The sequence below is a fragment of the Pseudomonas syringae pv. tomato str. DC3000 genome, from assembly GCF_000007805.1.
In the GTDB taxonomy this organism is placed as follows: domain Bacteria; phylum Pseudomonadota; class Gammaproteobacteria; order Pseudomonadales; family Pseudomonadaceae; genus Aquipseudomonas; species Aquipseudomonas avellanae.
On the sequence record NC_004578.1, the window covers coordinates 6,327,103 to 6,346,404 of the forward strand.

Here is a 19,302-nt window from a genome sequence, read left to right on the forward strand (position 1 = left end):
TTTTTATGGACAGCAAAACCGCGCGCCAGAGCTATCGGCCGCACAGGAGCAAAACTTTATAAAAAAGAAATCAGCGCCTGAGCGCTGATTCGGGGGAAGCCAGGGGGCTGAACGCCCCCGGCAGGTCAGGCAACCAGTTTGAAGCGCGCCACGACACTGCGCATGTCACTGGCAACCCGCGCCAGCTCTTCGGCCGTGACCGCATTGTTGTCGATGCCCAGCATCAGGGTCCCGGAGCTGTTGCGAATCTCCATGACGTTGCGGTTGATGTCTTCGGACACCGCATGCTGCTGCACAGCAGCGCTGGCGATCTGGGTGTTCATCTCGACGATACGCTCCACACCCTGACTGATGCTCGACAGGCTGCCCGATGCTTCGCTGGCCGCACTGATACAGGCCTGCGCCTTGTGCTGCCCGGCCTGCATCTGTTGCACGGCGGCATGGGTTGCACTTTGCAGTTGCTCGATGATGCTGCGGATCTCTTGGGTGGAAGCCTGGGTGCGCGATGCCAGGGTGCGGACTTCGTCAGCCACCACCGCAAACCCGCGCCCTTGCTCGCCGGCCCGTGCGGCTTCGATGGCAGCGTTCAGGGCCAACAGGTTGGTCTGGTCGGCAATCGTGCTGATGACCTGGATAACGCCACCAATCGACTGACTATGCAGGGCCAGGGCCTGGACTTTCTGGGCGCTGATTTCCACCTCTTCAGCCAACGCCTGAATGGTCGAGTGGGTCTGGCCCATGATGCGCAAACCGTCACGCGACGCAGTGTTTGCCGCATCAGCCGCCATCGCTGCGCCTTCGGTATTCTGCGCCACGTCGGCGACGCTCGCGGTCATCTCGTTGATGGCCGTGGCCACTTGTTCGGTTTCAGCCTGCTGGGCGTTCATCGACTGCTTGGCCAGACCGATGGAGGTGCCCAGTCGTGCAGCGACGTCGGACAGCTCGTAGGAGGTGCGATCCATGTGCGAAATGGAGCTGGCGAACGCCTCTGCCATCGCGTTCAGGCCGTTGCCGATATCCGCGATTTCGTCTTGGCTGACCACCTGCGCACGGGCACTCAGATCGCCGTCTGCCAGACGCCGGGTAACACCCAGCAGGCTGTCGATGGCAACGCGCAAGGCGCGATAAATGCTGCAGAACGCATAGAGCAACAATAGGCCCATCACCACGCACATGGCGATGACAACTTCGCGTTGACGCAGGAGCGCGTCGTAACGCGCATCCAGTTCGCCCTGAAGCGCGGTCTGAATTTCGTCCTGAGCCTTGTAGAGGCCCGCGACCACGACATTGCCGCGAGCACTCAGCGCCTGACCCTGCTGCACTGAAAACTCAGAACCTCTGACGTAGGTCGAGAGATCGTTGCGAAAGCTGTCCATCGTTGAGGTGGCAGTGGCTATCGGCTCGCCAATACGGGCAGCGAGTTCTGGAGCGCGACGCTTGAGCAGGCGAATGCTTTGCTCAAGCTCCGCGCGAAATTGCAGCTCGATCTTCAACAGGCTTTCAAGCGAACCGCGCATCGGTACGTTCAGGCCCTGCCCGGTGCTCAATCCCGCCGTAATGCCACGGATCTGACCGGCCACGTTGATTTCCCGAGGCATCCTGATGGTGCTCAGGTCGATCATAAACAGCGAGGCGTAATCTTCGTCCAGCACCATGCCCGAGGTGGCCGAAACGTAGTAGATAAAGTTGAGTGTCTGAGCCAGTTGCTCGCTCCACTGTGCAAAAAACTCGTCTTGCGCAAGGCCCGGCTTGACGCTATCCATCAACGAGCGGGCACCGTCACGCAGGCGCTGCACGCGATTCTCGGTTTCCAGCGTGCGGCCCTGACGGGCGTCCATGTCGGCAAGGTTATTGAAAGCTGTCTCGAGTTGGCCACGGTTGGTGACCAGGTCTTGAGCCGCGGACGCATCGCCAGCGAGCAAACGGTTGGTTGCCGCACGCTGCAGCATGGACAGCCGCAGGATGGGCGTTACGACGTGCAGGTACTCTCGACCGACGCGCTCTTGGGCGACGGTGTCGATGCTCGAGTTCAGGCTGTTGAACACCCGCAACCCCAGAACGATGAGCGGAATGACGACGATGATGGCTAATACGGCGAACTTGGCAGGGAAGCGCAGGCGGTTGGTCAGGTAGATACCAGGCGAAAGGATGTTCATAACGTTCTCTTTTTAGTTAGGGTGCCTGATACGGCTAAAGAAAATCCCTTCTTCGCGTCGCGACAGGTGCTACGTCATCTTTGCCAAGGCTGAACAGGCATATTCGTTCAGATGAAGGCACTGTGATATCACCTCAGAGGCATGCCTCATCGAGAAGTTCAATGAGGGCCATAATCTGATACCCAGCTATCGGCCAGGCCATATGGAACGTGAGCTTGAGAAGGTGCAAGGGGACCGGCGGGGATGGCGCATGACGAACAGAGTCAGGGCCGGGTGTTGATTCAAACGGGGGTTTTTAGACAGATAACACGAGAAAAACGCTGGTTTTGGCCGATCGGCCGGTTTTTACGTATCAACCGCTACACCGTCGTGCGACATCGTGACGCACGACGGCGAGCGTTAATGACCGAGCAGACCAAGGCTGTGTTTCAAGCCCTCGTCCACTCCACATTCGACAACCCGAGTTTTTCAGCCTGAGGCTTGCTCAGCTTGGGCACCGGATCGGAACGGTACTTGGGAATCGCACCGAACCCTGCATCCACCGACGCCCAATGCCAGGCCTCTTTGTTGTCCATGACACCTGCTCTTATATAGAACGTCTTGTAACTGCCATGCAGCAGGTAATCGATACGGAAGTGTTTTTCATCAGCCATGGGAGTGCTCCTGCTTTGTCGACTCGAAAAACAGATCGCGGCCTTTTCTAAAAATTCAAAATATTAATGCCGTCATCTAAAAGATGTCAGATAGCCATACAACAATCTCTTTTATATCTGAACCCTTTGGTTTACTCACTGATAGCGTTTGTTTATAGCTGCATTTTTTCGGTGTTTTCAGCGTGACGCACTGGGCGGCTTTTAGTCAGGCGCTACAGGCACCAAAACAGATACATGAAGATAATGGCAGTTTCAGCTGAATTATAAAATTCTATTGAACCCTGTTTTCACATCGCTTCCCCGCTTAGGGAAACTCTGAAAAAGGTTTCCTGATTTGGCAAAATACCCCAACACCTTTCACCGAGCTTCCCTGATGAAACAGATGACCTTCGCCGATGCCGAGTACGCGGGTAAACGTAAGCATACCCGCCGCGAGCGCTTTCTCATCGAGATGGATCAGGTTGTGCCCTGGAAAGGCTTGATTGCCCTTATCGAACCACATTATCCAAAGGGCGAAGGTGGCCGTCCGGCTTATCCGCTGATGGCGATGCTGCGTATTCACCTGATGCAGAACTGGTTTGGTTACAGCGATCCGGCGATGGAGGAAGCACTTTACGAGACAACGATCCTGCGCCAGTTCGCAGGGTTGAGTCTGGATCGAATCGCCGATGAAACCACGATTCTCAACTTCCGGCGTCTGTTGGAAAAGCATGAGTTGGCAGGCGGGATTTTGCAGGTCATCAATGGCTATCTGGGTGATCGAGGTTTGATGCTGCGCCAAGGTACGGTGGTCGATGCGACGATCATTCATGCGCCGAGCTCGACCAAGAACAAGGACGGCAAACGCGATCCCGAAATGCATCAGACGAAGAAAGGAAACCAGTATTTCTTCGGCATGAAAGCGCATATCGGCGTCGATGCCGAGTCGGGTTTAGTCCATAGCCTGGTGGGTACTGCGGCGAATGTGGCGGACGTGACTCAGGTTGATCAATTGCTACATGGTGAGGAAACCTATGTCAGCGGTGATGCGGGCTACACCGGCGTGGACAAGCGTGCGGAGCATCAGGATCGTCAGATGATCTGGTCAATTGCGGCCCGCCCAAGCCGTTATAAAAAGCATGGCGAGAAAAGTTTGATCGCACGGGTCTATCGCAAAATCGAGTTCACGAAAGCCCAGTTACGGGCGAAGGTTGAACATCCGTTTCGCGTGATCAAGCGCCAGTTTGGTTATACGAAAGTCCGGTTTCGCGGGCTGGCTAAAAACACCGCGCAACAGGCTACTCTGTTTGCCTTGTCGAACCTTTGGATGGTGCGAAAACGGCTGCTGGCGATGGGAGAGGTGCGCCTGTAATGCGGAAAAACGCCTTGGAAAGGTGCTGTTTGAAGGAAAATCGATGAGTTAAGAGCGGAAAACGTCTAATTATCTGATCGGGCGAGCTTTTTTTGAACCTCAGGCCATGAGAGCGTCAAAAATCGATGCCTACTTCAGACCTTCCTTAGAAATCAGGCGCGAAAATGGTTTTTTGTTATCTGAAGAATATCCAGAATCCGTGCGACGCACTCTTCAATGGGTACATGGCGGGTGTCCAGTTGCAGCACGGGATACAACGGCGACTCATACGGGGCGCTGATGCCGGTAAAGTCTTTCAATTCTCCTGCCACAGCCCTGCGATAAAGCCCTTTGGGGTCACGCTGAATGCAGGTTTCCAGGGGAGTGCTGATAAATACTTCCATGAAGCGTTCATTGCCAATGATCGAACGGGCTGCTTCGCGGTCCGCCTCATAGGGCGAAATGAATGATGAGATAACGATCAAGCCTGCGTCATTCATCAATCGGGCAACTTCAGCAATGCGTCGGATGTTCTCCGAACGGTGCTCGGCAGAAAAGCCCAGATCACGGCATAAACCCTGACGAATGTTGTCGCCATCAAGGGTGTAGGCAAGTTTGCCGAGGTCCATCAGCGCTCGCTCGAGCGCGAAAGCAATGGTGGATTTTCCTGAGCCGCTGAGTCCCGTCAGCCACACCGTCTTCGGCGTCTGGCGCAAGTGCTGCTCGCGGTCCTTTGAAGAGACCTGGCTGGGTTGCCAGACAAGACTCTGTCCGCCCTGTGAGTTTTCCATGATCATCCATTCAGGGTTGTGCACACATAACGAGAATACATTTTTTTCCACGAGGCATTCGCCCTGATGGAATAAAGGCACCCACGACAATCACCACCTATCGGCCCCCGGCAAAATACGCTGAATTTTACCCGCGCCGCAGCACTCACTTCTCTACGCCGCACAGAACAACGGCATAGAAAAACACAAAGTCCTGCATGACCGCGTCAAGGGTGACTTTTAACTGCCGAGGTACGATTTTCATGACGTCTCTTCAAGTGATGGCCGGCAATGCCGTCGTCAAAACCGTTGTTGAAGAAGCATGTGCAAAAGTCATCTACCAATCATGGATGAATGAGCGCGCTCCAGAACATCAACACGATGCGGTCATGTTTCTGAACCACTGTCTGGCCCGGGCGGAGCGGGAAAACTGTGATCTTCCGGCCCAGCCCGAGACGCTTGAACAGTGGATGGAACAGAACGTAGGTGTTGTAGCCGATCAATACGCGCAGTATCTGGAACAACGCCGCGCCGGGCAGCCACGACGATTTTTCAAAAGCAAAGCTCAGGCAATGTATTTCATCCAGCAGGTGGCACCGGCCAAACTGGTCGACGGTGCCTGGCTGTATGGTCTGTTGCCACATTGGGCGGACTACCGCTTTCATGGCCTGATTCGTACCTATCTGGAAGAGTTGGGCGACGGTGAACAAGCGCAGAACCACGTGTCGCTGTATCGCAAACTGCTCGCCGACCTGGACTGCGACACCAGCGCCCCGCTGCCCGATGAAGCCTATCTGCAAGGTGCCATTCAGCTGTCACTGGGCCAGTTGAGCGAGCAATATCTGCCCGAAGTCATCGGTTACAACCTGGGCTACGAGCAACTGCCGCTGCACTTGCTCATTACCTCGTTCGAGCTGAACGAACTGGGCATCGACCCCTATTATTTCACCCTGCACGTGACCATCGATAACGCCAGCACCGGCCATGCCCGCAAGGCTGCGCAAAGCGTCATCGAGTTGCTGCCTGTGGGGCAGGAACGCAACGAGTTTTATCGCCGGGTCGCCAGTGGTTACCGACTGAACGAGCTGGGCATGGGTTCTACCGCCGTGATCCAGTCGTTCGATCTGGAGCAGGAAGTGGTCGCGATGCTCGAGCGCAAGCGCACGTTCGGTCAGCATATGCATTCCGACTATTGCCGTCTGGATGGCAAGACCGTCAACGAGTGGCTCGCGCAACCCGACCAGATCCCGGAGTTTCTCGACGTGCTGCAAAGCAGGGGCTGGATCAAGCGTCATGAAGACCCCATTCACAGTCGCTTCTGGAAACTGTTCGAGGGCGTCGGCGCGCCGATGTTCGGGGTGTTCAACGGCTATGAGAAGCAACTGATGCACGACTGGATAGCGGGTGACTGGCTGTCGGACGGTAGCGCGCCACCGACGGTTGGCAAGCGACTGCCCGAAGCGTTTCGCTCGCGCTTTCGCAATCTGCAAAACGCTGGTCAGCCTTCTTTAACTGCTGGCGCACCCACGGCCACAGACGCCGACCCGGACGTACGCGAGCTGCACATGAAACTTGAATCGGCGGCCGCGTCCGAGAAGATGCCCACGCTGATCGAGAGCATGTCGCCCGCCAGGCACGCGACGGCAGCGGGATTGTGCGCCACACGCCTGTTTGTCAGCAGCATGGCCGAGCGAGTGACAGGGGTTCCTGCATGAGTGTTTCTCTACCAGATGTTTCTTTACCGGGCACTTCTTTACCGGATCACGCTGCACTGATTGCGTTGGCGCAGCGCCTCAAAACCAATGGTTATCGTTTTGTGACGCCGACGCCGCTGACTCATCAGCAGGTCAATCAGCGCCCGGAAAACCGCACGGCCGCCTCGCTGCGCGACGTGTTCGGCTGGAGCCGCCTGATACCGGAAACCATGCTGCCGCTTGCCGAGGCACAAGGCCTGCTGGAAGCCGGCATTCTTGAGCGCAGCGAAGACGGCTTGAAGAGCCGGGTCAGGTTTTCAAGCCTGGATGATTTGCTGCTGATGCACTCCGCATTCCCGACTCTGGATGAAGACTCGGTCTTCTTTGGCCCCGACACCTATCGCTTTGCACAATCGATCAATCACCACCTGCAAAGCACCTCGCACCCGATCAAACGCGCAGCAGACATCGGCTGCGGCACGGGCGCTGGTGCACTGCTGATCGCCGTTGCACGCCCGGACGCGCAGGTCTACGCCGTCGACATCAACCCCAAGGCACTGCATTTTGCTCAGGCCAACGCCGTCGTGGCCGGGCTGCAAAACATGGAGTGCTGCCACAGCGACATCCTCTCGGGGCTGACCGGCAATTTCGACCTGATCGTCGCCAACCCGCCCTACATGAAAGACGCCAAACGCCGAGCCTACCGCCACGGCGGCGATGCACTGGGCGCGGACCTGTCAGTGCGCATCGTGCGCGAATCGCTGGATCGCCTCACTCGCGGTGGCTCACTGGTGCTTTACACCGGAGTGGCCATGGTCGGTGAACATGATCCGTTCTTCGAGGCTGTACGTGACGATATTGATCATGCGGCATTGGCATGGACCTATCGCGAACTGGACCCGGATGTGTTCAGCGAAGAATTGCTTGAAGAGGGTTATGAGGACGTGGACCGTATTGCGGCGGTGGAGCTGGTGGTGACTCGTCGGGGCTAGCTGGGGCGCTCCCGTCGCTTGAGATCAATAAGCGGGTATGCCGACCTATAAATGTTATGTTATAACAAATTTAGGTTATCAAACGCATTCCTCCCAAGTGATCCTCCATTCCATGATCAGCCCTCTTTTCCAATCCCGTCGTCTAGTCACAACGCTCTGCCTGCTGGCCAGCAGCGCGGGTTATGTAAACGCTTCCGAACAGGTAGAGCTTGCTCCGTCCACGATAAGAGCTGCAGCTCAGCCCCAAGCGGAAGAACATCTCGATTCCGTTACCAATGCCGGTTCTCGCCTGCCATTGACGGCGTTACAGACTCCGGCAAGCACCAGCTCGCTTGACGGATACGAGGTGCGTCGTCGCGGTGACGCGAATGTCCAGCAGGCCGTGGCTCGTAGCCCCGGCATCACAGCTATCGGTACGCCAGGCGACGGAGGCACTGCGTTGTCCGCGCGTGGTTTCACAGGCCAGGGATCGGTGATGCAGCTGTATGACGGCAGCCGCATGTACAGCGCCATGGGCACGGTCACCCTGCCCGTGGATACCTGGGCAATCGAGCGCATGGACGTGTTGCGCGGCCCGGCCTCCGTGCTTTATGGCGAAGGTGCTACGGGAGCGGTAGTCAATGTCATCCCCAAGAAGCCTTTTGAAGGCGAGATCGAAAACCACCTGCGCCTTGGCTACGGTTCGTACGATAGCCAGCAGACAGCGCTCGACAGCGGCGGCTCGCTAACCGATCAGTTGAGCTATCGCTTGAACCTCAATCAGCTGCGCAGCAACGGCTGGATCGGTGACGGCGACTCGCAAAGCACGTTCTTCAGCGGTGCGCTGCGCTGGCAGGCCAACGAAGACCTGTCGTTCGCCCTCGCCCACGACGGCGGCAACCAGCGACCGATGAACTACTTCGGCGTGCCGCTGATCAACGGCCGCTACCACGAGGTCCTGCGCGACAAGAACTACAACATCGAGAACGACAAACAACATTACGACGATCAATGGACACGGCTGACCACCGACTGGCAGGTGTCCGATAATGTGACCTCATCCAACGAGCTTTACTACCTGACCTCGCACCGTCGCTGGCAGAACGCCGAAAACTACAACTGGGACGCTGCTACTCAACAGCTATCGCGCAGCGGCTATTTCAGCATCAAGCACAACCAGGAACAGGTGGGCGATCGCCAGACGTTCACCTTCAAACACAGTCTGGGCGGGCTGGACAGCCAGAGTGTGCTGGGAATGGACGTCAACCGCATTCGCTTCAAGCTGACCAACAATTCGCCCTACAACGATGTGAATCCGGCGGGCGACCCGATAGATATAGAGCACCCGGTGCCGGGGCTTTTTCAGAGTGCGTCACCTTATTCCGAGCTGTTCAAAAGCACGACCCGGCAGCTGTCGGTATTCGGGGAAAACCGCACGCAACTGAGCGATCAACTCTCGGTGATCACAGGCGTGCGGCGTGACTATGCGGATATCGAACGCAATAACCTGCGTGATGACAGCCGCACTGAAAAGGACCTGATCGGCAACAACTGGAAAATCGGACTGGTTTACGCTCTGACGCCGGACAGTTCCGCCTACGCTCAATATTCGACCAGCACCGATGGGGTTGGCAGCCTTGTCTCGCTCAACCCCACGCAGCAACAATTCGACCTCGCCACCGCCAGGCAATCGGAGGTGGGCTTCAAACAGGCCCTGTGGGATCAGCGCCTGGAGTGGACGCTGGCGGCTTACCATATCGTCAAGAAAAAGCTGCTCACCACCGACGCCGGTAACCCTGACCTCACCCAACAGGTCGGGCAGCAGTCTGCCGACGGGCTGGAGGCCAGCATGAAGCTGCAATTGCCGCAGGACTGGGCTCTGACAGCCAATGCGGCCATCGTGCGCGCCCGCTATGACCAATTTGATCAGGGCGTATCGGGCGTGTCTGTCTCGCGTGACGGCAATACACCGGTCGATGTGCCAAGGCGCACGGCCAACCTGTGGCTCGACAAACAGCTCGGCAGTTCGGTGCAGATCGGCGGTGGGCTGCGCTATGTCGACAGCCGATACGCCGACATCGCCAACAGCGAAAAACTGCCCGCCTACACTGTGGCCGATGCCAGCCTGTCATGGAAAGCACTGCGCAACACCACCCTAGGCCTGCAGGCGCGCAACCTGTTTGACCGTCAGTACGCAGCGAGTCAGTACAACGAAGGTCAGCAATGGATTCTGGGCGAACCCCGCTCGTTGTTCGTCACAGCGGACCTGAGTTTCTGATGCTTGCGCTAGAGCGTCTCGCGTGGGCACCGGAACAGGCGTCAGTGTGCGCGCACGAGCATTTCGCCCTGAAGGATATCGACCTGCAGATCGCTACCGGCGAGTTCGTCGGGCTGATTGGTCCTAACGGCAGCGGCAAGACCAGCCTGCTGCGTTGCGCCTTTCGGTACAGCCGTCCGCACAGTGGCAAGGTCACAATCAGCGCTCACGATATCTGGTCCCGCAGCCCACGCTGGTGCGCCCGGCACGTCGCGGTGGTTGCCCAGGAGTTTCCCGACGCATTTGGCCTGACGCTGCTGGATGTGACGAGCATGGGCCGCGCACCTCATCAGGGGTTTTTCGCCGCCGACAGTAATCACGACCGCGCCATTGTGCAGAACGCGCTCAAGGCCGTCGGGCTGGCGGGCTATGAGCAGCACCGTTTCGATACGTTGTCCGGCGGTGAGAAGCAGCGTTGTCTGCTGGCGCGGGCATTGGTGCAAGAGCCTCGGTTGATGGTACTGGACGAGCCGACCAACCACCTGGACCCGCGCCATCAGCTGGAACTGCTGGGGCTGGTCAAACAGCTCGGCGTGGCGACGCTGGCCAGTATTCACGACCTGAACCTGGCAGCGGCGTTCTGTGATCGCCTGTGTGTCATTCATCATGGTCGGCTCATTGCGCAAGGCTCGCCTCGGGAGGTACTGACCCCGGAAATGCTGCTCACCGTATTCGGCGCCAAGGCGCTGGTTGACAGCCACCCTCTGCGTGACTACCCACGCATCACCTGGATACCCTAGATGAACGCCCTGCTCACCCGCCTGGCTTTGGTCATGTTGTTATGCAGCCCGATGGCGCACGCCGCCTACCCCGTCACTGTGCAAAGCTGCGACCGCTCGGTGACCTTCACGGCTGCGCCGCAGCGCGCCGTCAGCAACGACGTGAACCTGACTAAAATGATGGTTGCCCTGGGTTTGCAATCGCACATGGTCGGCTACAGCGGCATCACCGGCTGGAACAAACCCGACCAGGCACTGTTGCATGACCTTGGCAACCTGCCGGAGCTGGCCAGCAAATACCCGTCGCTGGAAACACTGCTCAATGCCAATGCCGACTTCTATTTTGCCGGCTGGAATTACGGCATGCGCGTGGGCGGCGACGTCACGCCGCAGAGCCTCGCGCCATTGGGTATTCAGGCCTATGAACTGACCGAGTCCTGCGCGCAGATCATGCCTCGCGCTGAAGCGACACTGGCGGATGTCTACAACGACCTGCTCAATCTAGGCCGGATATTCGACGTGCAGACCCGGGCAGAAACACTGGTTGCGCAGATGCGCCGCAGCGTGAGTGACGTCCAGGCAAACGTGGCAGGTAAAACATCGCCCAGGGTTTTTCTGTATGACAGCGGCGAAGACCGACCCATGACCGCCGGACGTCTGGCTATCCCTCAGGCACTGATCAGCGCGGCTGGCGGGCACAATATCATGGCGGACGTGGCGGCCAGCTGGACCCACGTCAACTGGGAGTCGGTTGTGCAAGGCAACCCCGAGGTGATCGTGATCGTCGACTACGGCGAGGTCAGCGCTGCGCAGAAACAGCACTTCCTTGAAAGCAACCCGGCGCTGCAATCTGTCGATGCGATCCGCAACCGACGCTATGTCGTGCTGCCTTACGTGGCGGTAACGCCAGGGCTCGACAACGTCTCGGCCATCGAGACGCTTGCAGCGGCATTTCATGACTTGAAGCAATGACGCTGGCGCAGTGGCTGACCGAGCGGCGAAGCCGTTACACGGGTCTGTTGGTTACCCTCACGCTCGTGCTGCTGATGTCCTGTCTGGTGTGCATCACCTTCGGCGCGGCCCCTGTTCCGTTGAATCGGGTGATGGATATCCTGATGTTCAAACTGTTCGGTACTGCCCAAACCCCACCGCTCTGGACGGCAGGACAGGAAACCATCGTCTGGCTGATACGCACGCCACGCGTGTTACTGGGCGTGCTGGCAGGCGCCGGGCTGGCACTGATCGGCAGCGTCCTGCAGGCAGCGACTCGCAACCCGCTGGCCGACCCGCATTTGTTGGGCGCGACCTCAGGCGCGACGCTCGGCGCGGTTATTGTGGTCATGCATGTCGGGGAAGTGGCAGGCCTGCTGACATTGCCACTGGCTGCATTTGCAGGCTCGCTGGTCAGCCTGTGCCTGGTGTTGTGGCTGGCCAGCCACAACGGCCGCCTGGACAGCCAGCGCCTGCTGCTCGGCGGCGTCGCCGTGTCCTTCGTGATGATGGCAATCGCCAACCTGTCGCTGTTTCTGGGCGACCACCGCGCCAGCTCCTCGGTGCTGTTCTGGATGCTCGGCGGCCTGGGGCTGGCACGCTGGGAACTGCTGACCGTGCCACTGATCACGGTTATGTCTGGCTGGATTCTCCTGCAAGGGCTGGGTCGCTCCCTGAACGCGCTGATGGGTGGTGATCAGACCGCCACAAGCCTTGGTCTGCAAGTACGCAATGTGCGCCTGCTGGTTTTCCTGATCGCCTCACTGATGACCGGCGTGCTGGTCGCCCTGTGCGGCTCCATCGGCTTTGTCGGCCTGATGGTGCCGCACATCGCCAGACGCCTGGTGGGCTCGGAGCATCGACGACTGCTGCCAGTCGCCACTCTGCTGGGGGCGTTGTTGATGATCTGGGTGGATGTCATCTCCCGCACGCTGATCGCGCCTGAGGATCTGCCGATAGGTATTGCGACCGCACTGTTGGGTGGGGTGTTTTTTATTTTTATGATGAAGCGGGGCTGAGGCTCAGCGGTGTTAAGGAAACTCTGAAAAAGGTTTCCTGATTTGGCAAAATACCCCAACACCTTTCACCGAGCTTCCCTGATGAAACAGATGACCTTCGCCGATGCCGAGTACGCGGGTAAACGTAAGCATACCCGCCGCGAGCGCTTTCTCATCGAGATGGATCAGGTTGTGCCCTGGAAAGGCTTGATTGCCCTTATCGAACCACATTATCCAAAGGGCGAAGGTGGCCGTCCGGCTTATCCGCTGATGGCGATGCTGCGTATTCACCTGATGCAGAACTGGTTTGGTTACAGCGATCCGGCGATGGAGGAAGCACTTTACGAGACAACGATCCTGCGCCAGTTCGCAGGGTTGAGTCTGGATCGAATCGCCGATGAAACCACGATTCTCAACTTCCGGCGTCTGTTGGAAAAGCATGAGTTGGCAGGCGGGATTTTGCAGGTCATCAATGGCTATCTGGGTGATCGAGGTTTGATGCTGCGCCAAGGTACGGTGGTCGATGCGACGATCATTCATGCGCCGAGCTCGACCAAGAACAAGGACGGCAAACGCGATCCCGAAATGCATCAGACGAAGAAAGGAAACCAGTATTTCTTCGGCATGAAAGCGCATATCGGCGTCGATGCCGAGTCGGGTTTAGTCCATAGCCTGGTGGGTACTGCGGCGAATGTGGCGGACGTGACTCAGGTTGATCAATTGCTACATGGTGAGGAAACCTATGTCAGCGGTGATGCGGGCTACACCGGCGTGGACAAGCGTGCGGAGCATCAGGATCGTCAGATGATCTGGTCAATTGCGGCCCGCCCAAGCCGTTATAAAAAGCATGGCGAGAAAAGTTTGATCGCACGGGTCTATCGCAAAATCGAGTTCACGAAAGCCCAGTTACGGGCGAAGGTTGAACATCCGTTTCGCGTGATCAAGCGCCAGTTTGGTTATACGAAAGTCCGGTTTCGCGGGCTGGCTAAAAACACCGCGCAACAGGCTACTCTGTTTGCCTTGTCGAACCTTTGGATGGTGCGAAAACGGCTGCTGGCGATGGGAGAGGTGCGCCTGTAATGCGGAAAAACGCCTTGGAAAGGTGCTGTTTGAAGGAAAATCGATGAGTTAAGAGCGGAAAACGTCTAATTATCTGATCGGGCGAGCTTTTTTTGAACCTCAGGCCATGAGAGCGTCAAAAATCGATGCCTACTTCAGACCTTCCTTAAGTTTTTTCCAAAGCCAAGAGCCGCCTAGCTAAAAACGACGCAGTGTAATAAAAGCACCGACCCATGCACATTCAGGAACTGTATGAATCAAGGTGATAAACCCTACAACAGACTGTGAGCGTTGACGAAAACTTTCACAGGCGATTATTGGTCGACTGCCAGAGCAATCGATGCATCAGCTCAGCGCTAAGTGTCTATGTAAAGGTATTAATATTTAAGTATCTAACTACCGGTAGAAGGCGAGTCTAAACTGTAGCTATAATTTTTTGCCCATAACACATAGATTTTTATGCCGTCACTGTGCTGCCCCCATACTAATAGATGACTTAACGACACAAAAATCATCGGAATCGCGCGTCAAGTAATTCCACCCGCAGAGAACCAAAGGAGCGCGAGCCCCGCGGTAGCACCGAGCCCAAAAATCACGCGATCGAACGTCATATTTCCGGAACGGTACAGGGGGCTATAGACCATCCAAGGTATTCCTCTGAACAGCAGCGCGATTAATCCCAGCGTAATAGGGTACATGACGTGCTCCCACTTCAACTCGCTCTCTATGGCGACAGCAATGCAAAGCGGCAAACTCACCGCAGCGGCGACGCAGCTCAAGTCTTCCCCAAATAGTGCAGGTCGCTCAACCAGGCGATACGCCCAGACATGTCGGCGTCGGCCGCGATAGTGTTGTGGGCCCTTGGTGAAAAAAGTCAGCAGGACGAGAAGAAAACAAGCGGTGAACGTCATCAGGATTGTCTTGAAGGCCAATTGCTCACCGTAGATGCTACTAAAGAAAGATGACACTCTTGTATTAGGGATAAGCATACCAAGTACGCAGATCATACCGACCACCAGGAAAATCCAGAAGTTGTAGCGTTGACGCTCATGGATAGCTTTTGCACCTACCAGAATGGACACCAGTACCGATAGGTACGATGGCTTACTCGTTCTATCCTGGAGCAGCCTTGGCATTCCAACGTACGCTCTACGAAAAATTCTACGCATCCTGCTCATTAAATGATTCAAGTAAAACTCCTTATTAACTATTGGCTGCTAGACTACCGAGTAATGATTTATACCTTCAGTGCCTGTCTGCACTGGCACCGTTGGAAAGTTAAGTCGACCAATTGCTACCATCGAAATGGCAGTAGTTATAATATATCAAGTCGTCATAGCTGGCAAAACACCTTCATGGACAATTGCATCCACTTACCACCTTTTTTGCATGTAGGCTGTCTACCGAATGCCTACATTGCGACTACGCAATCCTTGCCCACTGCCTATTGACAGATTAAAGAGGCTTGGATATTTGAGAAGCAGGACTTAACAACCTAAGCGATAAAGGAAATCGATCATGAGCATCAAACCTGGCCCGAAGAGAACGAACGAGGATGGCACTCCGGATAAGAGGCAAAGGGTTAGGCCTGAAAAGCAAAAGGATCACCCAAAACTGAAACCCCATAAGCATAAACAGGGGGAGTAGGATAAAAAGTCGCTCCCGAGACGAATGGCTCGGGAGCGGGCAAGGATAGCCCCAACTGGCTCCAGGGAAAGCTTTAGTTCTCTAAAACCAACAAGTGGCTGCCCGTAATATAGTTTGACACATTGCCCCCCTAGATCCGCGGGGTTCAGCATCATTGATGACTACGGCAGCCAAAATATAGTTTGACACAGACAAATATGCTGACGAAAAACACCCTCTACCGTCTATAATAAAGTTTGACACTGCGTCCGGTAAGCTTGCTTAACGATAGCCTTGCCGTTCCAGAGCTTCACAGCCCCATCAACGTTGATCGAGCCTATGCCGGTTCTTCTAGTATGATCGGCTGAAGGGTAAGTCAGCCGACTCTCATGGGCTCAGCCTTCTACTCTTACGACAAACCCACCCACGTTTTTATTGTGATAGTACGCATTTCCCCCTAGAGCCACATTGAAACCTGGAGGTCCCTGCCAATCCCGAGATACGCCGGTCGACTTGAGTAAAGCATCTGGGTCTACGCCATTTCTTGCAAAACTCTCCAAGTCCCATTCGAAAAAGCTGACGATGGCTTGGAACACAGGACCTGGCACACTGGACACTGTGTAAAGACTTCCAATATTTATAGGGAGATTTAGCCGTGTCATGTCGGATAGAGCACAAACTAACCTCCTCAACCGAAAATGCCAGACCGACTCCAAGAGTATCTCAACTCGCTGAGAGGCTAAGGGGAATTTGCTCTTCCGCGTCGACGGGTCCGGAGGTAAACGGACTGGGAGTAGTTTTTGCAAATTGCTTAAATTAACCCGTTTTTGCCTTCTGGAAATCCTATATAGATCCTTACCCCCCTCGAGAAGGATCGCGGCAAACGCGCTATCTCTGGAGTCGCTAACGTCTTCGACCTCAGCATGCTCACGTTTTGGCGTGCTTATCTTCGCCATCAGCCATGCTTTGTCATTCTCATAAAGCCACCGAGTTGCTTTGTACGCGCTCGTCCAAAGATACTCCAGGCTGGCTTCAGCTCGGACCGCAAGAACGGTTTCGATTTTCTGTCGAAACTGCGCCTTACTCCCGACCTTTGGCTTTTCCTGCAGCGATGCTAACCTGGCACCTGCAACGCTCTGAAGAATGGATTCTTTCTTTAAGGCGTCCTCAAAATTATCAACGCTACCAAACAAATGCAGCGCAATGATCATATGCCGCGCAAGGGGCATATCCATCTGGCCCTTATAAGAAGTAAATCTTATCCATTGTTCATGTTTGCCCGTTGCGTATGCGCTATCCATTTGTGACAAAGCTTCATCACCATACTTATCCCGAATGCTGTTAAATAACTTTGCTGTGCCAGCTAACCTTCCGTGTACAAAACCTTTCTTTCTGCATTGCCGTAGGTAGCTAGAACATAACGCATCGCTGCTAATCAGGGGTAAATTGCGTTGTAAAAGCTCATGCGCGAATTCCGCAAACTTCTTATCAAGCTGAATGCCTTGATTAGCTTTCGCAGGGGCGAGAGCGCTCCAACCACATACGCAGGGCTCTGATAGGCCAGGAAGTAACCGCAGCTTTCGAAAGAACGGGTGAGAGCATTTGGGACACGCATGCATCAGCGAGTCGCCATGGCGCCAACAGACTGACACACCAGGCAAGTGGTGTGATCGATGCCAGTATGCATAACCCAGTTCAAGGAGGTCCTGCTGAACGCAGGTAGGGCAGAGCTTTGCCTTACCGTGGACCGTTCCCTCTCGGCGGGGAATACGGGCAACGCCATGGAGACCACGCCCTGCACCAGCGCAGTCTCCTCCTTGATTTATCCCCAGAAAAGGTCTGTAAAGAGGGAACGTGGTGTTCGTAAAGATCAGTTCGTCGAGATTGCTCTCAGTGTCTCCGGGCAGCCTGGTTGCAAGCACCTCAATCTGCTTCGGCAACATGCCTACTGAGAAAGTGGCCGAGCCGAACAGGTCGCGGAAGGTCTCACCCGCAGTTTTATTGCCTGAAAGGAAGTGGTAGCGAGTGATACGGGAATGTAGCGTCTCGCCAGGCATAGAGATAGGGAAGAATAGAAGGTCAGACATCGGTTACCGACTTACGAAGTAGGGCTCGGAAAATACGTGCATTCAGTGACCGGTATGCTTGTATCAAACCAAGCGGTTATCAGAGGCCAGGATTCTTGGGAGTTTACACGAAGTACATTTGCTTACTGAATGACATTAGGTGAGCTGTTGGAACTGCCCGCAACTACGTTCAATTCCCCTCTTTCGCCTCCTGAATGATGGCAATTAGACATGCTCTCCGGTTTGAAAATAACTTCGTCCTACATGCGCGTTTCGGTTTCTCGTTTGCAATAAATTGGCTTTTACGGTCAGTCGAACGAATCCACCGCTGAATGCTAGGCACGTTTGATTGACCACGAAGACGAGCAGGCAGACTATGGGGCAGAAGATCACCATTACCTACTGCCAACCACGGAAAATCTTCATGCCAGCCAGAAGAGAACAAGTCCTTTTCCTGGATTACGACGGTGTACTGCATCCAGATGCGGTGTATTTGTCCCGCCAAGGACCCGTACTGCGTGCAGAAGGGGAGCTTTTCATGTGGGCCCCCGTTCTTGTTAAGATCCTGGAAGATTTCCAAGAGGTTTCCTTGGTCCTCAGTACGAGCTGGGTTCGAAATTTGAGCTTCAAAAGAGCAATGGGCTTTTTGCCATTCGATTTGGGTAATCGGGTTACAGGCGCAACATGGCACAGCTCCATGGCGAGGGATTGGGCAGATGAAAACAAATGGGATGGACGGATGCGTTACGACCAGATCAGCCGGTATGCGGCTAGAGCCCAGCTTGCGAATTGGGTGTCACTCGAAGACGACCCAGAAGGATGGGGAACTACCGCGCAACACCGCTTGGTGGCCTGCAATCCCGACTTGGGCCTAGGCGATCCACAAACACAGCGTTTGTTGATTGAAGCATTGCGGCGAATGACTTCACGCTGAGATCAGCTACCTTTTTTTCATCTTCACTATACAAATATTCAACATACATATCCTGATCATGAGCTTCAGTAGGCACCTACCTTCAGCCTGCACCATCGGTTAATCGGCCAGGTTTTAACATGAATAAACTACCTAAAATTACGCTCGCGTTTTGGATAATGAAAATTTGCGCGACCACGCTTGGTGAGACTGCAGGCGACTTGTTGTCCATGACCTTGGACGTCGGTTACGCTATCAGCTCGCTAATTCTTGTAAGTGTTTTTGTCGTAACTCTTCTCATGCAGCTTGCCAGCAAACGCTACAACCCGGCCCTTTACTGGGTTGTAATCCTGTCCACCAGCACTGCTGGCACCACTATCTCCGACTTTATGGATCGTACATTGGGCCTTGGTTATACAACTGGCTCGGCGATTCTGATCGCAGTGTTATTGGCAGTTTTTTCAGTGTGGTACTGGAGCGAAAAATCACTATCGGTTAACCGTATAACCTCGCTCAAAGCGGAGCTTTTCTACTGGATTGCGATTCTGATTTCTAACACGCTCGGCACCGCTCTAGGCGATTTCCTCGCTGATGACTCAGGTCTAGGTTTCATGGGGGGCGCGCTTCTTGTAGGCAGCGGCATCGCCATAGTCGCGGCGCTACATTACACAACAAAACTATCTTCTGTGGCTTTGTTCTGGATAGCCTTTGTGCTGACACGTCCCTTTGGTGCAACACTCGGAGACGTGCTTACCAAGCCCTATTCAAAAGGAGGCCTAGACTTCGGCACCGTGGGTTCCTCAGCGGTACTAGTGGGGATTCTCCTGACTATGATTGTAGCTGCGACTATGTATAACCGCAGAAGAACACATAGGTATGATCAAATTTCTGATCGCTGATGAGAAGATTAGGCTGAACGGCGGCTTCTCCGACAGAGGGATGGCTCACATCGACAGTATGAAGATGACTTTCGCCGTCCACTGGAAGCGTTCCAAAGCTTATCCTACCGGAGCCATCTTGGGCCGTGGACAAGGCAACCG

General features: G+C 55.3%; 15 protein-coding genes. 10 read left to right on the top strand and 5 right to left on the bottom strand.

The genetic code is table 11. The annotated features are described in order from the left end of the window. Window positions 1–125 precede the first annotated feature (125 nt). Together PSPTO_RS28760 and PSPTO_RS28765 are read right to left on the bottom strand one after the other, a co-directional pair. Entirely contained in the window at window positions 126–2,156 is a 2,031-nt protein-coding gene (locus PSPTO_RS28760; RefSeq protein ID WP_011105562.1) for a methyl-accepting chemotaxis protein, read from the bottom strand. A gap of 428 nt (window positions 2,157–2,584) precedes the next feature. Further along, window positions 2,585–2,809: a DUF6555 family protein gene (locus tag PSPTO_RS28765; protein WP_003378280.1), complete on the bottom strand. Its 225-nt coding sequence runs from the start codon at window positions 2,807–2,809 to the stop codon at window positions 2,585–2,587. Window positions 2,810–3,182: 373 nt separating this feature from the next. On the opposite strand from PSPTO_RS28765, the gene PSPTO_RS28770 reads away from it, so the two are divergent. Next, complete coding sequence (locus tag PSPTO_RS28770) at window positions 3,183–4,160, top strand: IS5-like element ISPssy family transposase (protein ID WP_007247571.1); 978 nt, start codon at window positions 3,183–3,185, stop codon at window positions 4,158–4,160. 152 nt (window positions 4,161–4,312) lie between these two features. Here the strand turns inward: PSPTO_RS28770 and cysC are convergent, their stop codons facing one another. Then, entirely contained in the window at window positions 4,313–4,936 is a 624-nt protein-coding gene (gene cysC / locus PSPTO_RS28775; RefSeq protein ID WP_175284159.1) for an adenylyl-sulfate kinase, read from the bottom strand. Between the two features lie 236 nt (window positions 4,937–5,172). On the opposite strand from cysC, the gene PSPTO_RS28780 reads away from it, so the two are divergent. From PSPTO_RS28780 to PSPTO_RS28810, 7 genes are all read left to right on the top strand, one after another. Further along, entirely contained in the window at window positions 5,173–6,624 is a 1,452-nt protein-coding gene (locus PSPTO_RS28780; protein WP_011105565.1) for an iron-containing redox enzyme family protein, read from the top strand. Further along, window positions 6,621–7,595, top strand: coding sequence for a methyltransferase (locus PSPTO_RS28785; RefSeq protein WP_011105566.1), 975 nt, complete (start codon window positions 6,621–6,623; stop codon window positions 7,593–7,595). Before PSPTO_RS28780 ends, PSPTO_RS28785 begins: the two co-directional genes overlap by 4 nt. 112 nt (window positions 7,596–7,707) lie before the next feature. After that, window positions 7,708–9,852, top strand: coding sequence for a TonB-dependent receptor (locus PSPTO_RS28790; protein ID WP_226992672.1), 2,145 nt, complete (start codon window positions 7,708–7,710; stop codon window positions 9,850–9,852). After that, window positions 9,852–10,631, top strand: a complete 780-nt coding sequence (locus PSPTO_RS28795; protein ID WP_011105568.1) for an ABC transporter ATP-binding protein — start codon at window positions 9,852–9,854, stop codon at window positions 10,629–10,631. The genes PSPTO_RS28790 and PSPTO_RS28795 overlap by 1 nt, the downstream gene beginning before the upstream one ends. After that, window positions 10,632–11,582, top strand: a complete 951-nt coding sequence (locus tag PSPTO_RS28800; RefSeq protein WP_011105569.1) for an ABC transporter substrate-binding protein — start codon at window positions 10,632–10,634, stop codon at window positions 11,580–11,582. Continuing rightward, entirely contained in the window at window positions 11,579–12,619 is a 1,041-nt protein-coding gene (locus tag PSPTO_RS28805; protein ID WP_011105570.1) for a FecCD family ABC transporter permease, read from the top strand. The genes PSPTO_RS28800 and PSPTO_RS28805 overlap by 4 nt, the downstream gene beginning before the upstream one ends. Before the next feature lie 81 nt (window positions 12,620–12,700). After that, window positions 12,701–13,678 carry an IS5-like element ISPssy family transposase gene (locus PSPTO_RS28810; RefSeq protein WP_007247571.1) on the top strand — a complete coding sequence of 326 codons (978 nt, stop codon included), beginning with the start codon at window positions 12,701–12,703 and terminating at the stop codon, window positions 13,676–13,678. A gap of 506 nt (window positions 13,679–14,184) precedes the next feature. Here PSPTO_RS28810 and PSPTO_RS28815 read toward each other — a convergent pair. Together PSPTO_RS28815 and PSPTO_RS28820 are read right to left on the bottom strand one after the other, a co-directional pair. Beyond that, window positions 14,185–14,847 (bottom strand): hypothetical protein, encoded by a 663-nt coding sequence (locus tag PSPTO_RS28815; RefSeq protein ID WP_164923177.1) that lies wholly within the window; start codon window positions 14,845–14,847, stop codon window positions 14,185–14,187. A gap of 831 nt (window positions 14,848–15,678) precedes the next feature. Further along, entirely contained in the window at window positions 15,679–17,370 is a 1,692-nt protein-coding gene (locus tag PSPTO_RS28820) for a TniQ family protein (RefSeq protein WP_011105572.1), read from the bottom strand. A gap of 355 nt (window positions 17,371–17,725) precedes the next feature. Between PSPTO_RS28820 and PSPTO_RS28825 the strand changes: the two genes are divergently transcribed. Beyond that, complete coding sequence (locus PSPTO_RS28825) at window positions 17,726–18,283, top strand: HAD domain-containing protein (protein WP_052746254.1); 558 nt, start codon at window positions 17,726–17,728, stop codon at window positions 18,281–18,283. 119 nt (window positions 18,284–18,402) lie between these two features. Next, on the top strand, window positions 18,403–19,161 hold the full coding sequence (locus PSPTO_RS28830; protein WP_011105573.1) for a COG4705 family protein: 759 nt from the start codon (window positions 18,403–18,405) through the stop codon (window positions 19,159–19,161). The last annotated feature ends 141 nt before the right edge of the window (window positions 19,162–19,302 follow it).

What these genes read in the sequence shown, in the direction of transcription:
- PSPTO_RS28760 (WP_011105562.1), bottom strand. Translation starts at nt 2,156, where the DNA reads ATGAACATCCTTTCGCCTGGTATCTACCTGACCAACCGCCTGCGCTTC.
- PSPTO_RS28765 (WP_003378280.1), bottom strand. Translation starts at nt 2,809, where the DNA reads ATGGCTGATGAAAAACACTTCCGTATCGATTACCTGCTGCATGGCAGT.
- PSPTO_RS28770 (WP_007247571.1), top strand. Translation starts at nt 3,183, where the DNA reads ATGAAACAGATGACCTTCGCCGATGCCGAGTACGCGGGTAAACGTAAG.
- cysC (WP_175284159.1), bottom strand. Translation starts at nt 4,936, where the DNA reads ATGATCATGGAAAACTCACAGGGCGGACAGAGTCTTGTCTGGCAACCC.
- PSPTO_RS28780 (WP_011105565.1), top strand. Translation starts at nt 5,173, where the DNA reads ATGACGTCTCTTCAAGTGATGGCCGGCAATGCCGTCGTCAAAACCGTT.
- PSPTO_RS28785 (WP_011105566.1), top strand. Translation starts at nt 6,621, where the DNA reads ATGAGTGTTTCTCTACCAGATGTTTCTTTACCGGGCACTTCTTTACCG.
- PSPTO_RS28790 (WP_226992672.1), top strand. Translation starts at nt 7,708, where the DNA reads ATGATCAGCCCTCTTTTCCAATCCCGTCGTCTAGTCACAACGCTCTGC.
- PSPTO_RS28795 (WP_011105568.1), top strand. Translation starts at nt 9,852, where the DNA reads ATGCTTGCGCTAGAGCGTCTCGCGTGGGCACCGGAACAGGCGTCAGTG.
- PSPTO_RS28800 (WP_011105569.1), top strand. Translation starts at nt 10,632, where the DNA reads ATGAACGCCCTGCTCACCCGCCTGGCTTTGGTCATGTTGTTATGCAGC.
- PSPTO_RS28805 (WP_011105570.1), top strand. Translation starts at nt 11,579, where the DNA reads ATGACGCTGGCGCAGTGGCTGACCGAGCGGCGAAGCCGTTACACGGGT.
- PSPTO_RS28810 (WP_007247571.1), top strand. Translation starts at nt 12,701, where the DNA reads ATGAAACAGATGACCTTCGCCGATGCCGAGTACGCGGGTAAACGTAAG.
- PSPTO_RS28820 (WP_011105572.1), bottom strand. Translation starts at nt 17,370, where the DNA reads ATGTCTGACCTTCTATTCTTCCCTATCTCTATGCCTGGCGAGACGCTA.
- PSPTO_RS28825 (WP_052746254.1), top strand. Translation starts at nt 17,726, where the DNA reads ATGGGGCAGAAGATCACCATTACCTACTGCCAACCACGGAAAATCTTC.
- PSPTO_RS28830 (WP_011105573.1), top strand. Translation starts at nt 18,403, where the DNA reads ATGAATAAACTACCTAAAATTACGCTCGCGTTTTGGATAATGAAAATT.